Genomic DNA, 13930 nt, shown 5'->3' on the forward strand with positions numbered 1-13930 from the left:
CCGGCACTATCGTGAGTGAAGCTGTCACCACGGCGCCAGCCATCGAGGAGTCGGGCGGCCACGCGCCGCCCGCGCGGCGACGTGTGCCGCGCGCGCTGGTCGCCGCCGCGCTCCTCGGCCCCCTGCTGGTGCTGCTCCCGCTCGCGCTGACGTTCTGGCGCGCGCTTTCGTTTGGATTCGCCGACGCCGCCGACCTGATCTTCAGGCCGCTCGTCGGCGAACTGCTGGTCAACACGCTCTCCATCACGGTCTCCGCGACGCTGGCCTCGGCCGTGCTCGGCACCGCCGTCGCCTGGTTCGTCGAGCGCACCGACGTGCCCGGACGTCGCGTCTGGGCCTTGCTCGCCGCCGCGCCGCTCGCGATGCCCGCGTTCATCACGAGCTTCGCCTGGATTTCGCTGAGCCTCGATCTGCAGGACTTTCTCGGCGCCTTCATCGTCATCACGACGGCCTATTTCCCGCTCGTCTATCTGCCCGTGGCCGCCGCGCTGCGCGGGCTCGACCCCGCGCTCGAAGAAACCGCGCGCGCGCTCGGCTGCAATCGCTGGAACACCTTCGTGCGCGTGGTGCTGCCGCAATTGCGCCCCGCCCTTCTCGGCTCCATGCTGCTCGTCGCGCTCGGCGTGCTGGCCGAGTTCGGCTCGTTCCAGTTGCTGCGCTTTCGCACTTTCACGACCGAGATCTACGCCGAGTACCGCACGAGCTTCGACGGCGGCGGCGCGTCGCTGCTCGCCTGCGTGCTGATCCTGCTGTGCCTCGTCGTGCTCGCGCTCGAATTCCGCGTGCGCGGCCGCGCACGCTACGAGCGCGTGGATCGCGGCACGCGCCGCGCCGTCACGCGCCATGCGCTCGGGCGCTGGCGCTGGCCCGTCGCAACAGCCTTCCTCGGGCTCAACATCGCCACGCTGGGCGTGCCGCTCGGCATGATCGGCTACTGGCTCACGCAGCCCGGCGCGGCCGCGATCACGCCGGCCGACGTCTCGCCCGAACTGCTCTTCGAGACCACGTTCGCTTCGCTGCGCCTCGGCCTCACGGCCGCCGTCGTGACGACGCTGCTCGCGCTACCGCTCGCGTACCTGCTCGCGCGCTATCCGGGGCGCCTCGCCACGTTCCTCGAACGCACGACGTTCGTGGCGCAAGGCGTGCCGAGCATCGTCATCGCGCTCGCGATCGTCTCGCTTGCCGTGCGCGTGCTCACGCCGCTCTATCAGAGCACGACGCTCCTGATCGTCGCCTACGCCATGCTTTTCCTGCCGCTCGCGCTCGTGAGCGTACGCGCCGCGCTGCTGCAGGCGCAGCAGCGGCTCGAAGACACGGCGCGCTCGCTCGGTCTCGGCTGGTTCGAAACGCTGCGCCGCGTGGTGCTGCCGCTTGCTGGCCCCGGGCTCGGCGCCGCGGCTTCGATGGTGTTCATCTCCGTCGTCACCGAACTCAACGCGACGCTGCTGCTCTCGCCCATCGGCACGCACACGCTCGCCACCCAAGTCTGGAGCGACACCGCCACGCTCGCGTTCGCCGCCGCCGCGCCCTATGCCGCGCTGCTCACGGCGCTTTCGCTCGCCGCATCGGGACTGCTGTTCGCATTCGCGGGCAAGAGCGCGCTCGCCGCGCATTCGGTCACGCCGCCCGAAGTGACCTCCTGACCGCCTCCACCGTATCGCCCATGAGCACTCTTCGCATTTCCGGCCTGCAAAAGGCGTTCGACGGCCACCCGGTGCTGCACGGCATCGATCTTTCCGTGAAATCGGGCTCGCTGCTCGCGCTGCTCGGGCCTTCGGGCAGCGGCAAGACTACGCTCCTGCGCGTGCTGTGCGGCTTCGAGCGCGCCGACGCGGGCACGATCGAAATCGACGGCCGGCGGGTGGCCGGCGAGGGCCAGCATCTGCCCGCCGAGAAACGCCAGATCGGCTATGTGCCGCAGGAAGGCGCGCTCTTCCCCCACCTCACCGTGGCCGAGAACATCGTGTTCGGCCTGCCGCGCACGCAACGCCGCGCGCAGCATCGCGTGGCCGAGCTGCTCGAACTCGTCGGCCTTCCGGAGTCCTATGCGAAGCGCGCACCGCAGCAGCTTTCGGGCGGCCAGCAGCAGCGCGTGGCGCTCGCGCGCGCGCTCGCGCCGTCGCCGGGTCTCGTGATGCTCGACGAGCCGTTCTCGTCGCTCGACGCCGCGCTGCGCATCGAAACGCGCGAAGCCGTCGCGCGCGCGCTCGCCGCGGCGGGCGCGACCGCCGTACTCGTCACGCACGATCAGGCCGAAGCCCTCTCGCTGGGCCACGAGGTCGCGGTGCTGTGGCGCGGGCGATTGCTCCAGACCGCCGCGCCGCAGGCGCTCTATCGGCGCCCCGTCACGCGCGAGCTGGCAGCGTTCATCGGCGAGGCCGTGCTGCTGCCGGGCACGGTGGCGGACGGCCGCGCGCGATGCGTGCTCGGCACGCTGCCCGTGGTGGAAGGCTCGATGGCCGCCGACGGCGACGTCGACGTGATGCTGCGCCCCGAGCAGATCGACGTGCTGCCCGAAGACGCGCAGCGCAGCGGCGCGCTCGACGCCCTTGTGCGCGACATCAGCTTCGAAGGGCAGGACGCGGCGCTCACGCTGCAATTGCTCGATTCGCCGACCACGGTGCGCGCGCGCGTGCCGGGCTACCGCACGCCGCGCCCCGGCGAGCGCGTGCGCCTCGCGGTAGGCGGCGAAGTCAACGTCTACCCGCGCTGACGCCGCACCGAAAGATCCTGCACCATCTGCTGTGCCAGGTAATCGCAGGTAGGCCGGTTCGACTTCACGCTGCGCGCGACGATGATGTCGAGCGGCTCGATCTTCGGCAAGCCCTCGTCCTCGCCCAGAATCGCGAAGCGCGACGGCACGCTGCAGCGCGTAAGCGCGACGACGGCGATACCCGCCTCGACCGTCGCCATCAGCCCCATCAGGCTCGCGCTGCTATAGGCGGCGCGATAGCGGATCTGCGCCGCATCGAGCGCCGCCACCGTATGCGCGCGCGCCACGCTGCCATGCTCGTAGAGCCCCACCGGCAGCGGCGACATGGCGAGCGGCGCGGGGTCCTCGGCCGAGCCCACCCACACCATGTCCTCGCTGCGCACGAACTCGCCGCGCAGCTTGCGGTCGCGCGTGACGAAGGCGAGATCGATCTTGTTGTCCGCCAGCATCGGCCCTAGCGCCACGCTTTGCGCGCAGACGATCTCGATCTCCACATGCGGATAGAGCGTCGAGAAGCGCCGCAGCACGGGCGACAGCAACGCCGCCATGTAATCGTCGGGGGCGCCCAGCACGACGCGCCCCGTCACCTCCGGCCGCACGAGCGCCGACCAAGCCTCCTCCTGCAGTTCGAGCGCGCGCCGCGCGTATTCGAGCAGCGTGCTGCCCGGCCGCGTGAGCGCGAGATTGCGCGTATCGCGCGTGAAGAGCGTGGTGCCGAGCATCTGCTCGAGCCGCTTGATCTGCATGCTCACGGCCGCCTGCGAACGGTGCACCGCGACCGCGGCTCGCGTGAAGCTGCCCGCGTCGGCCACGGCTACGAAGGTGCGCATGAGGTCGAGGTCGAATTCCGGGGTCATGATTCATCAGCGGTATTGATGGAATTGTTCAATTTAATTCGTTTGCCTGCGGTCTGCAACTGACGAATACTGGGGCGGTTTTCTTCCCTCTTTCGCGTCACGAACCTATGCAAACCGCGAGCCCGACCCACCGCCAGCAAGGCGCCCTCATGCTCGCGAGCGGCGGGCTGCTGATGGGCACGATCGGCGTCTTCGTCGAAGAAGCGCGGCTGGGCGCCATGACGCTCGTGTTTTTCCGCTGCTTCTTCGGCATGCTGGCGCTCGCGGCGTACTGCCTGTACAAGGGCTGGCTCTCGCCGCGCCAGTTCACGCGCCGCACGCTGGCACTCGCGGTTTTATCGGGAGTGCTGATGGTTACGCAGTGGGTCGCATTTTTCGATGCAATTCACCGCACGAGCATTGCCGTCGCGACGGTGGTGTTCCATGTGCAGCCGTTCTGGGTCGTGCTGATCGGCGCCGCGCTCTTTCACGAACGCCTCGGCGCGGACCGGCTGGGCTGGATCGGCATCGCGTTCGCGGGGCTCGTGCTCGCGTCGGGCGTGCTGGCCGAGGGCGCGTTGCAAGGGCATCAGCGCTATCTGATCGGCGTGGCCGAAGCGCTGGGGGGATCGGTGCTCTATGCGAGCGTCACACTGATGGCGAAGAGCCTGGGCGGACTGCGTCCGCATCTGCTGACGCTCACGCAATGCGCCGTGGGCGCCGTATGCCTGCCGCTGATCGCCCCGTTCTTCGCGCCGCTCGAACTGGCGCATATCTCGGCCGCGCAATGGGGCTGGGTAATCGGCATGGGGGTGCTGCACACGGGGCTTTCGTATGTGCTGATCTACGGCGCGCTGCCGCAGCTCACGACACCGGTGATCGCCGTGCTGCTGTTCGTCTACCCGCTCACGGCAATCGCCGTCGACGCGCTGGTGTACGGACGCGCGCTCAGCGTGCCGCAACTGGGCGGCATGGCGCTGATCGTGGTGGCCAGTCTGGGCGTCAATCTCGGGTGGCGGCTGTTTCCGCCGGTGATGGCGCGGATGCGGCGGTAGGGTCGACGGGTTCATGGAAGAAGCCTGCATTCCCGCTGACTTCCTCCCTATTCGGCGAAGACCTCCTGCAACGTCCGCAGAGTGTGCCGAAGCGTTTCTTCGGGGACCGAACCCTCCTTCTTGACCAATCGCACCTTGTCCACTGCACGAACCTGATCGAGAAGGACGAGACCCTGCTTCCGCTTGAACGTAACCGGAATTCGAAACGGTGCCGGACGGCCCTTCGAAGTCATCGGAGCAACGATGACTGTCCGTAAATGATCGTGCATTTCAGACGGGGAAATCACGACACAGGGGCGCGTCTTTTGAATCTCGCTGCCCAGTGTCGGGTCGAGCGCGACCAGCCACACTTCCCCTCGCACTACCATTCAAGCTCCGCATCGTCGGCATTCGGAAACTCACCCATCACAAGCGCATCATCGCCACTCTGGGCGAGCGCTTTGCTCGCCTCCGCCCAGCCTTCACGAGCCGGTTGCCGCGGCCGCCTCAGCACGATTGCGTCGTTTTCGATTTCCATTTCCACTTCGTTCTCCAATCCCAACTGTGCCAGAACGGGCTTCGGGATCAGCACGCCCTGCGAATTGCCCATCCTGCGGATTGTCGTTTTCATGACCTCACCGTAATCACAATGTTATTCCACGCCCTCATGAGACGTCAACACAATGTTATTACATTGCTGCGCTCGCGTCACCCCGGCAATGCCTCGCCCTTCGTCTCCGGCGCGAACGGAATAATGAACAACCCGGCTATGAACGCCAACGCCGTGAGCGCCACTGGTACACCCAGCGTGTGCATATGCAGCACCGCCGCGCCGAGCAGGAAGTTCACCCCCGCCCCCACGAAACGCCCGAACGACGTGCAGAACGCGAACGCCGTGGCGCGCACGCGCGTGCCGAACTGCTCCGGCAGCCAGAGACTGAACAGCGCGAAGTTGCCGCCGAAGAAACCGAGCACGAAGAGCAGCACGATGAACGGCACGAGCCCGTTCTCGAGGTAATAAGCCCAGCCGAAACTCGCTGCAATCGCTATCGCCATCCCCGCAAAATAGATCGCGAGCGTCCACTTGCGCCCCACACGCTCCGCCATCGGCGGCAGCACGAGACAGCCGAGGATCGTACCGATGGAGAGGAGTCCTGTCGCAATCGAGGCCGTGCGGATCGCCTGGGCCTTGCTCGCACCCGCACGCGTCGCGAGCTGGATCACGGCGGAAGGCTCGTACACCGCGCCCGCCCACAGGCCGATGATCGCGATGGTGAGCAACGCGCACGCCACGATGGTGCGCCGGCGATAAGCGGTCCCGAAGATCTCGCGCAGCGGGCGGCCTTGATGCTCGTGGCTCGCCTCCGACTTCTGCCACTTGTCCGGCTCTTCCACGCGCAGCAGCACGAGAATGGCCACCACCACCGGAATCGCGCCGGTGAGGAACATCGCGCGCCAGCCGAAGTGCACGCCAATGGTGTAGTTCAGCGCCGCGGCGATGAAGAAGCCCGCGTAGTAGCCGGTCTGCAGATAGCCCGCACCCATCTTGCGGCGGTCCTCCGGCCAGGACTCGGCCACGTAGGTGCCGGCCAGCGCCCACTCGCCGCCTATGCCGACGCCCGCGAGGAAGCGGTAGATGGCGAGCGCCCACACGCTCTGCGCCGTGGCCGAAAGGCCCGTGAAGATGGCGAACATGAAAATGGTGCCCGCTAGCACGCGCGTGCGGCCGAAGCGGTCGGCAAGCGGGCCCCAGATGAACGAGAGCCCCCAGCCGACCAGGAACAGCGCAAAAAGAATCGAGCCCGCGAGCCCGATGTTCGATGGAGTGGCCGCATAGCCCGAGTGCGGCAGCAACTCGGTGAGCGCGGGCGTGAGCACGAGCGCGTAGATGAACGAGTCCATGCCGTCGAGCGTCCAGCCGGCCCAGGCGCCCCAGAAGCCTGCGATCTGCGAACGGTTCAGCGGTGTTTTGGGCCGCGCTCGCCGCGCCGCACCGGTAATCGAATTCATGATGCTCCTCGTCCCATGCAAAGCAATCGGCGCGGTTCGTATCGCGACGATTCGTCTGAAGAAAACGCTGCTACTTCCCCGTTTACGGCACCTTCTCGTTCAGCTTGATGGGGCTTCCACCCTCGCTGTTTTATATATAATATTTGATCTCATGAGCGACGTAACGGCTGGTTTTCCCCTGGAAGGCGACACGACGGCGACCGGCCTGCCGGCCGCGGCGGCACCGCGCCCCAGCACTTCCCACGTGATCGCAAACGCCCTGCGCGACGCCATCGTGACGGGCACGCTCGCGCCCGGCGCGCCGCTGCGCCAGGACGCCATTGCGCGCCACTTCTCGGTGAGCGCCATTCCCGTGCGCGAAGCGCTGCGCCAGCTCGCCAGCGAAGGCTGGGCGCGTATCGAGCTCAACCGGGGGGCAAGCGTCGCGCCGCTCTGTGCGGACGAAGCGCGCGAGATCTACGAGATGCGCTCCGCGCTGGAGAGCCTCGCGCTCGGCCTCGCCATCCCGAAGCACACCGCGCAGTCGCTGCGCGAGGCGCGCGCGCTCGCCGACGCTGCAAAACGCGAGCGCGATCCGTCGCTCTACGTGGCGCGCAATGAAGCGTTCCACACGAGCCTCTATGCGCCCGCCGGCCGGCCCCACCTGATGGAGACGCTCGCCTCGCTGCACCGGCGCGGCGAGCGCTATCTGCGCCTGAAATTCGGCTTTCCCGAGTACAAGGGCGAGTCCGACGCCGAGCATGCCGAGATCCTCGCGGCCGTCCAGCGCGGCGACATTCCCGCCGCCCAGGCGCTCGTGGCCGCGCATCTGCTCGGCACGGGTGAATTGATCTATCGTTTTCTCACCGAGCGCGCCGCGGCACTGCCCGCCGCCAAAAAAGCGCGCTCTTCGTCTTCCCGCTCACGGAGCTGATCTGCCGATGAAGCCTCTCGCCGCCGCACCCGAATCACATCCTCCCGCCCTGGCGCCGCGCTCGTGGACCACGCGCCGCGACGAAAAAACCCGTCGCCTCGCCGCCGTTGCCGGCTGGCTCGAAGACGGTGTCCTGCCCGCCGCGCGCATGACCGACGCCCTCGAACTGCTGATCCGCCCGGGCGACCGCGTCGCCCTGGAGGGCGACAACCAGAAGCAGGCCGACTTTCTCTCGCGCTCGCTCGCAAAGGCCGATCCCGGCAAGCTCAACAACATTCATCTGCTCATTTCGAGCATCAGCCGCCCCGAGCACCTCACGCTCTTCGAGCGCGGCATCGCCCGGCGCGTCGACTTCGCGTTCGCTGGGCCGCAGAGCCTGCGCGTGGCGCAGTTGCTTGAAGACGGGCAGCTCGAAGTCGGCGCGATTCATACGTACGTCGAACTATATGCGCGCATGTTCGTGGACCTGATTCCTCAGGTCGCACTGCTGTGCGCCGAGAAAGCCGATCGCCACGGCAACCTCTACACGGGTCCGAACACCGAGGACACCCCCACCATTGCCGAAGCCGCCGCCTTCAGCCAGGGTATCGTGATCGTGCAGGTCAACGAGATCGTCGACGAGCTGCCGCGCGTCGATATCCCCGGCTCGTGGGTCGACGTGGTCGTACAGGCCGACCGCCCCTTTGCGGTCGAGCCGCTCTTCACGCGCGACCCGCGCCATATCGGCGATCTGCAGGTGCTCACCGCGATGATGGTCATCAAGGGCATCTATGCGCCGTACGGCATCACGGCGCTCAATCACGGCATCGGCTTCGACACCGCTGCGATCGAGCTGCTGCTGCCCACCTACGGCGAGTCGCTGGGCCTCAAGGGCAAGATCTGCCGCAACTGGACGCTCAATCCGCATCCCACGCTGATTCCCGCCATCGAGTCAGGCTGGGTGGAGAGCGTGCATTGCTTCGGCAGCGAAGTGGGGATGGAGGCGTACATCGCCGCGCGCCCCGACGTGTTCTTCACGGGCAGCGACGGCAGCCTGCGTTCGAACCGCGTGCTGTGCCAGCTCGCGGGGCAGTACGCGGTCGATCTCTTCATCGGCTCGACGCTGCAGATCGATGCCGACGCGAACTCTTCCACGGTCACGCGCGGGCGCCTCGCCGGCTTCGGCGGTGCGCCGAACATGGGCCACGATCCGCGCGGCCGCCGCCATGCGAGCGAGGCCTGGCTCAAGCTGCTTAAAAATACGGGCCCGGTCTCGCGCGGCCACAAACTCGTCGTGCAACTGGCCGAGACCTGGAAGAAAGGCGGCGAGTCGACCTTCGTCGACGAACTCGACGCCATCGCCGTGGGCGAGAAGAGCGGCATGCCCGTCGCGCCCGTCATGATCTACGGCGACGACGTGAGCCACGTCGTCACCGAGGAAGGCATCGCGCATCTGCATCGCGCGGAAGGCGTGGAAGAGCGGCGCGCGGCGCTGGCCGCCGTGGCGGGCGTGACGCCCATCGGCCAGCGCGCGAAGCCGGAGAAGACCGGCGAATTGCGCCGCCGCGGCATCGTTCAGTTCCCCGAAGATCTCGGCATCCGCCGTGGCGAGGCGAAGCGCTCGCTGCTCGCGGCGCGCAGCATCGACGATCTCGTGACGTGGTCGGGCGGGCTCTACACGCCGCCCGCGCGTTTTCGTAGCTGGTGAGCGCGATGCGCACGCTTGCGTTCGATACCCAGGCCACCCTGGCCGAGAGCAACGGGGCACCGCTTGCGCGCGATCCGCATGCCGCCTTCGCGGCACGCGACGAAGCCGCCTGCCCCGACGCTCAACTGGCGCGCTTCGCGCGCGACGCGCTGATCGACGAGGCACGGCTCACGCCGAAGCCCGGTCTCGTCGACGCGCGCGGCAACGGTGCGCACAGCGACCTCGATCTCGCGACCATGCTGCGCTCCGCGCATGCGCTCGAACCGACGTTCCGCGCGCTCGCGCGCGCCTCGCGCGGCGCGACGCCCGGCGTCGCCCTGCGCACCGATCTCGCACGCATCGGCCGTGCCGGCGAAGCCGCGATGATGCGCGCGACGAACGGCAGCAATACGCATCGCGGCGCGATCTGGATCATCGGTTTGCTCGTGGCGGGCGCGGCCATCGTGCATGCGCCGCCGGACAGCGATGAATCGGCCTGCGCCCACGCCTCGCGCATCTGCGAAACCGGCGCGCAGATCGCCCGCTACGACGACCGCTTCTACGATCCCCACGCGCGCCCCACACTCAGCAACGGCGAGCGCGTGCGCCGGCAATACAACGTAGGCGGCGCGCGCAGCGAAGCGCAGGACGGCTTCCCGCACGTGACGCATGCAGGCCTGCCCGCCCTGCTCGAAGCGCGCGCGCGAGGACAGGACGAAGGCACCGCACGCGTCGATGCGCTGCTCGCGATCATGGCCTCGCTCGACGATACCTGCGTGCTGCATCGTGCGGGCCACGCCGGCCGCGAAGCCGCGCAAGCCGGCGCGCGGCGCGTGCGCGAGGCCGGCGGCATCGCCACCCCCGCGGGCCGGGCCGCGTTCGATTCGCTCGAACGCTCGCTGCTTGCGCTCAACGCATCGCCGGGCGGCGCGGCCGACCTGCTCGCCGCCACGCTCTTCATCGACAGACTCGTTCAGCACCGCATTGGCGGAGGAACAACATGGAACAACTGACTTTCGACTATCCGGCGCAGCGCGCCGTCACGACGCGCGCGCACGTGGGCGTCGTCGGCTCGGGCGATCTCGAAGTGCTGCTGCAGCCCGCCGGCGACCTGCGCGCGCGCGTGACCGTGCATACGAGCGTGGACGGCTACGGCCACATCTGGAAGAGCGTGCTCGACCGCTTCTTCACGCGCTACGACGGCGCCGCCGAAATCGAGATCAACGACTTCGGCGCGACGCCCGGCATCGTGGCGCTGCGGCTTGCGGAAGCCGTGGAAGCGGCCGAGGACGCGGCACAAGGAGCGCAATCATGAACGCCGTACCGGAAAGCACGCCGCGCGCGCTGCTGCGCGAGAGTTTCATCGAACTCACGGCGCGCGAACGCGCGCGCGCGCTGCTCGACGCGGGCTCGTTCCGCGAACTGCTCGGCCCGTTCGATCGCCTCGAATCGCCGTGGCTGCCGCTGCAGGGCATCGTCTGCCAGGCCGACGACGGCGCGGTCATCGCGCGCGGCACCATCGACGGCGAGCCCGCCGTCGTGGCGGCCATCGAATCGGCGTTCCAGGGCGGCAGCATCGGCGAAGTGTCGGGCAGCAAGATCGCCGCGGCGCTGGAACTCGCGCTGGCCGACTGCGAGCGCGGCAAGATCGTGCGCCCCGTCGTGCTGTTCGAAACGGGCGGCGTGCGTCTGCAGGAAGCGAACCTCGGTCTCGCCGTGATTTCCGAAATCCAGGCCGCCATCGTCGCGCTGCGGCGCTACGTGCCGGTCGTGGGCGTGATCGCGGGCATGGTCGGCTGCTTCGGCGGCATGTCGCTCGCCGCGGCGCTGTGCTCGTATCTCGTGATGACGAAGCAGGGACGGCTCGGCATGAACGGCCCCGAGGTGATCGAGCAGGAAGCGGGCATCGAGGAACTCGACGCGAGCGATCGCCGCCGCGTGTGGCAACTGATCGGCGGCGAGCAGCGCGCGCGGACCGGCTACGCGGATGCGCTGGTGGAAGACGCCGTGGACGACGTGCGCGCCGCCGTGCAGGCGGCCTTCGCGCGCGGCGTGCCTGCTGCCGCGCGCAGCGAGCAGGTCGACACGTACCTCGCGAAGCTCGCGGCGATCGACCCCACTACGGTGGCGCCCGAAACGATGCGCGCCGTGTTCGGCGCGACACCCCTCAGCTCCGGTGGAGAAACGGCATGAGCGATACGATTTCGAGCCGCGGCGCGCAGTGGCTGCGCGCCCTCGCAGGCGACAGTGCCGCCCGGGCCAACGGCGGCGCGGTGCACTACGCCGATGCCCCGCTCGGCGACGAAACCGCTCGCTTCATCGCGGTCGTGCCCGATCCCGACAACCGCTTTCCGCGCGCGCGCGATAACGTCGTGGGCCTCGAACAAGGCTGGCGCCTCGCGCAGACCGTGCGCGAAGCGATCGCCGCCGATGCCGCCGGCCCGACCCGCCGGCCCATCGTCGCGGTGGTCGACGTAAAGAGCCAGGCCTATGGCTATCGCGAGGAAATGCTCGGCATTCATCTGGCGTGCGCCGCCGCCGTCGACGCCTACGCGAGCGCGCGGCTCGCGGGCCATCCCGTGGTCGCACTCATCGTCGGGCCGGCCATGTCGGGCGCGTTCCTCGCGCACGGCTACCAGGCCAATCGCATTGTCGCGCTCGACGCGGAGGGCACGATGGTCCACGCGATGGGCAAGGAAGCGGCCGCGCGCGTCACGCGGCGCAGCGTGGAGGAACTCGACGCGCTAGGCGAAACGATCGTGCCGATGTCGTACTCGATGGCGTCGTTCGGCAAGCTCGGGCTGCTCGACGAACTGATCGAAGGCGTGGATGCGGACGCACCGAGCGCGGAGCAGACTGCCCGCGTGCGCGACGTGCTCGCGCGCATGGTGGGCGAGGCCCGCGCAGACCGGCGCGATCTCTCGCACCGCCTGCAAGGCGATGCCGCGCAGCGCACGCGCGCGGCGTCGATCGAGGTGCGCAAGCGCCTCGCGCATCAGTGGGATGCGAGCTGATGCGCGTCTGCGCCGCGCCACCGTTCGCCGCCGACGCCCCGCGCGTCGCGGATGCGCGCTGGCGTGCGCACGATCTGCTGCGCGTGTTGCGCATCCCTCGCGCGCATGACGAGCCCGAATGGGTGCATACGGCGCTGGAACGCGCGCCGTGGGCAGTCGTCAGACGCGCAGAAGCGCCGGCGGGCTTCGTTGCGGCGGGTGTGCGCGGGGCGGCGCGCGACCAACGATTCGGAACGTGGCTGCATCATCAGGACATCGAAGCGGTTTGCTCGCCGGAAGACCTGTTGCAGAGGGAACCGCAGGCCGGACGCAGCACCCTGCCCGCGTTCGTGGCCCTGGCGCTGCTGCGCGAAAGGGTGTCGCCGCTACACTCGCTGGCCTGGGGCCCGACTGGCAGCACCGGGTTCGAGCTGGCCTCCGGCCTACCCACGCTATCGTCCTCGAGCGACCTGGACCTGCTGATCCGGTTGCCCGAGCGCAGCGAGGCCGCCCTGCTCCGCACGCTTGCCGACGTGCTCGCCCACGCCTCGGCGCGCGCCGGTACGCGTGTCGATGCGCAGGTGGAAACACCCCTGGGCGGCGTGGCGCTGACCGAACTCGCCGCGGGCAAGCCACGCGTGCTCGTGCGCGCGAGCGACGGCCCGCGCTTCGTCGCCGATCCCTGGTTTGCGTCATGACACTCGCGCTAATGTTCCCCGGCCAAGGCGCGCAAAGCCCCGGCTTTCTTCACCGGCTGCCGTGGCACGAAGCCGTGGCGGCGACGCTGGACGAAGCATCGGCGGTGCTGGGCCTCGACGTGCTCACGCTCGACAGCGCCGATGCCCTGCGCTCCACCGTGGCCGTGCAGATCGGCCTCACGGTGGCCGGCGTCGCCTGTGCCCGCGCGCTCGCGCACGAAGGGCTCACGCCGCAGTTCAGCGCCGGCCTTTCGGTCGGCGCCTTTCCTGCCGCGGTCTCCTGCGGCGCGGTCTCGTTCGGCGACGCACTGCGGATGGTCCGCAAACGCGCCGAACTGATGGAAACAGCCTGGCCAAGCGGCTATGGCCTGACCGCCATCTCGGGCCTCACCGAAACGCAGGTCGAAACGCTGGCGCGCGCCCAGCTTCAGGCAGGCGGCGAACCCGTGTACGTCGGCAACGTGAACGCGCCGCGCCAGATCGTCGTGGCCGGCGCCGATAGCGCCCTGGATGCGTTCGCCGCTCGCGCGCTCGCCCAAGGCGCGAGGAAGGCGCAGCGCCTCGCGGTATCCGTTCCTTCGCACTGCGAACTATTATCGGACGCGGCAGAGCAGCTTGCGGCATGGGCGCACGGCATTCCCTTTCGCGCGCCGCAGAGCGTCTACATCGACAACCGGGGCGGCCGCCCGCTCCACACTGGCGACGCGATCCGCGCGGATCTCGCCACCAACATGCGCCACACCGTGCGCTGGTTCGACGCCCTCACCGTGATGGTCGAGTCGGGCGCAACAGTGCTGGTAGAGGTGCCGCCGGCGCAGGTGCTCACCGACATTGCCCGCGAGCAATTCCCGGACGTGACCGCGTTGAGCGCTTCGACGCTGCCGCTCGAACGGCTGATCCCGATCGTACGGCGACGTCTGGGCGAGGACGCGTGAATCGGACGAATACGTTGTTTATGCGCATAAAGTGGTATTCGATTTCCTTCAACCGGGAGCCGAAGCCAGGCACAGCAAGTCATACCGGTTAATTTTCGCCAATACGGCAGGCATTCCGCCGTCATTTGCGCG

General features: G+C 68.6%; 15 protein-coding genes. 11 read left to right on the forward strand and 4 right to left on the reverse strand.

Going from position 1 to position 13930, the window contains the following annotated elements; genetic code table 11:
* The first annotated feature begins 11 nt into the window (after positions 1-11).
* Together V8683_RS14330 and V8683_RS14335 are read left to right on the forward strand one after the other, a co-directional pair.
* On the forward strand, positions 12-1643 hold the full coding sequence (locus tag V8683_RS14330) for an ABC transporter permease (protein ID WP_411191512.1): 1632 nt from the start codon (positions 12-14) through the stop codon (positions 1641-1643).
* 20 nt (positions 1644-1663) lie between these two features.
* Positions 1664-2713 carry an ABC transporter ATP-binding protein gene (locus V8683_RS14335; protein ID WP_411191513.1) on the forward strand — a complete coding sequence of 350 codons (1050 nt, stop codon included), beginning with the start codon at positions 1664-1666 and terminating at the stop codon, positions 2711-2713.
* Here V8683_RS14335 and V8683_RS14340 read toward each other — a convergent pair.
* Positions 2701-3570, reverse strand: a complete 870-nt coding sequence (locus tag V8683_RS14340; RefSeq protein ID WP_411191515.1) for a LysR family transcriptional regulator — start codon at positions 3568-3570, stop codon at positions 2701-2703. The two genes, V8683_RS14335 and V8683_RS14340, sit on opposite strands and share 13 nt — an antisense overlap.
* A 107-nt stretch (positions 3571-3677) precedes the next feature.
* On the opposite strand from V8683_RS14340, the gene V8683_RS14345 reads away from it, so the two are divergent.
* The gene (locus tag V8683_RS14345; RefSeq protein ID WP_411191517.1) at positions 3678-4604 is read left to right on the forward strand and encodes a DMT family transporter; all 927 of its coding nucleotides are present in this window, start codon (positions 3678-3680) and stop codon (positions 4602-4604) included.
* 47 nt (positions 4605-4651) lie between these two features.
* On the opposite strand, the gene V8683_RS14350 is transcribed toward V8683_RS14345, so the two are convergent.
* The 3 genes from V8683_RS14350 to V8683_RS14360 form a co-directional block, all read right to left on the reverse strand.
* Entirely contained in the window at positions 4652-4972 is a 321-nt protein-coding gene (locus tag V8683_RS14350) for a type II toxin-antitoxin system PemK/MazF family toxin (protein WP_411191519.1), read from the reverse strand.
* On the reverse strand, positions 4966-5214 hold the full coding sequence (locus tag V8683_RS14355; RefSeq protein WP_411191520.1) for an AbrB/MazE/SpoVT family DNA-binding domain-containing protein: 249 nt from the start codon (positions 5212-5214) through the stop codon (positions 4966-4968). Before V8683_RS14355 ends, V8683_RS14350 begins: the two co-directional genes overlap by 7 nt.
* Positions 5215-5291: 77 nt before the next feature.
* Complete coding sequence (locus V8683_RS14360) at positions 5292-6593, reverse strand: MFS transporter (RefSeq protein WP_411191521.1); 1302 nt, start codon at positions 6591-6593, stop codon at positions 5292-5294.
* Positions 6594-6744: 151 nt separating this feature from the next.
* Here V8683_RS14360 and V8683_RS14365 point away from each other — a divergent pair, with 151 nt between their 5' ends.
* Genes V8683_RS14365 through mdcH form a run of 8 tightly spaced genes read left to right on the forward strand, consistent with a single transcriptional unit; the run spans position 6745 to position 13798 of the window.
* The gene (locus V8683_RS14365) at positions 6745-7506 is read left to right on the forward strand and encodes a GntR family transcriptional regulator (protein ID WP_411191522.1); all 762 of its coding nucleotides are present in this window, start codon (positions 6745-6747) and stop codon (positions 7504-7506) included.
* 7 nt (positions 7507-7513) lie between these two features.
* A complete protein-coding gene (gene mdcA, locus V8683_RS14370) occupies positions 7514-9193 on the forward strand; it encodes a malonate decarboxylase subunit alpha (RefSeq protein WP_411191524.1) in 1680 nt (559 codons plus the stop codon).
* Between the two features lie 5 nt (positions 9194-9198).
* Positions 9199-10185, forward strand: a complete 987-nt coding sequence (locus V8683_RS14375; RefSeq protein ID WP_411191526.1) for a triphosphoribosyl-dephospho-CoA synthase — start codon at positions 9199-9201, stop codon at positions 10183-10185.
* Positions 10173-10487, forward strand: a complete 315-nt coding sequence (locus tag V8683_RS14380; protein WP_027796194.1) for a malonate decarboxylase subunit delta — start codon at positions 10173-10175, stop codon at positions 10485-10487. The genes V8683_RS14375 and V8683_RS14380 overlap by 13 nt, the downstream gene beginning before the upstream one ends.
* Positions 10484-11365 carry a biotin-independent malonate decarboxylase subunit beta gene (locus V8683_RS14385; RefSeq protein WP_411191528.1) on the forward strand — a complete coding sequence of 294 codons (882 nt, stop codon included), beginning with the start codon at positions 10484-10486 and terminating at the stop codon, positions 11363-11365. The genes V8683_RS14380 and V8683_RS14385 overlap by 4 nt, the downstream gene beginning before the upstream one ends.
* Positions 11362-12186, forward strand: a complete 825-nt coding sequence (gene mdcE / locus V8683_RS14390; protein ID WP_411191530.1) for a biotin-independent malonate decarboxylase subunit gamma — start codon at positions 11362-11364, stop codon at positions 12184-12186. Before V8683_RS14385 ends, mdcE begins: the two co-directional genes overlap by 4 nt.
* Positions 12186-12863 carry a malonate decarboxylase holo-ACP synthase gene (locus V8683_RS14395; protein ID WP_411191531.1) on the forward strand — a complete coding sequence of 226 codons (678 nt, stop codon included), beginning with the start codon at positions 12186-12188 and terminating at the stop codon, positions 12861-12863. The genes mdcE and V8683_RS14395 overlap by 1 nt, the downstream gene beginning before the upstream one ends.
* On the forward strand, positions 12860-13798 hold the full coding sequence (mdcH, locus tag V8683_RS14400; RefSeq protein ID WP_411191533.1) for a malonate decarboxylase subunit epsilon: 939 nt from the start codon (positions 12860-12862) through the stop codon (positions 13796-13798). The genes V8683_RS14395 and mdcH overlap by 4 nt, the downstream gene beginning before the upstream one ends.
* Positions 13799-13930 lie beyond the last annotated feature (132 nt).

It is taken from the genome of Paraburkholderia sp. AV2 (genome assembly GCF_054968425.1).

Coding starts and splice junctions, on each gene's coding strand:
- V8683_RS14355 (WP_411191520.1), bottom strand. CDS start 5,214: ATGAAAACGACAATCCGCAGGATGGGCAATTCGCAGGGCGTGCTGATC.
- V8683_RS14375 (WP_411191526.1), top strand. CDS start 9,199: ATGCGCACGCTTGCGTTCGATACCCAGGCCACCCTGGCCGAGAGCAAC.
- mdcH (WP_411191533.1), top strand. CDS start 12,860: ATGACACTCGCGCTAATGTTCCCCGGCCAAGGCGCGCAAAGCCCCGGC.
- V8683_RS14380 (WP_027796194.1), top strand. CDS start 10,173: ATGGAACAACTGACTTTCGACTATCCGGCGCAGCGCGCCGTCACGACG.
- V8683_RS14345 (WP_411191517.1), top strand. CDS start 3,678: ATGCAAACCGCGAGCCCGACCCACCGCCAGCAAGGCGCCCTCATGCTC.
- V8683_RS14335 (WP_411191513.1), top strand. CDS start 1,664: ATGAGCACTCTTCGCATTTCCGGCCTGCAAAAGGCGTTCGACGGCCAC.
- V8683_RS14360 (WP_411191521.1), bottom strand. CDS start 6,593: ATGAATTCGATTACCGGTGCGGCGCGGCGAGCGCGGCCCAAAACACCG.
- V8683_RS14340 (WP_411191515.1), bottom strand. CDS start 3,570: ATGACCCCGGAATTCGACCTCGACCTCATGCGCACCTTCGTAGCCGTG.
- mdcA (WP_411191524.1), top strand. CDS start 7,514: ATGAAGCCTCTCGCCGCCGCACCCGAATCACATCCTCCCGCCCTGGCG.
- V8683_RS14350 (WP_411191519.1), bottom strand. CDS start 4,972: ATGGTAGTGCGAGGGGAAGTGTGGCTGGTCGCGCTCGACCCGACACTG.
- V8683_RS14385 (WP_411191528.1), top strand. CDS start 10,484: ATGAACGCCGTACCGGAAAGCACGCCGCGCGCGCTGCTGCGCGAGAGT.
- mdcE (WP_411191530.1), top strand. CDS start 11,362: ATGAGCGATACGATTTCGAGCCGCGGCGCGCAGTGGCTGCGCGCCCTC.
- V8683_RS14395 (WP_411191531.1), top strand. CDS start 12,186: ATGCGCGTCTGCGCCGCGCCACCGTTCGCCGCCGACGCCCCGCGCGTC.
- V8683_RS14365 (WP_411191522.1), top strand. CDS start 6,745: ATGAGCGACGTAACGGCTGGTTTTCCCCTGGAAGGCGACACGACGGCG.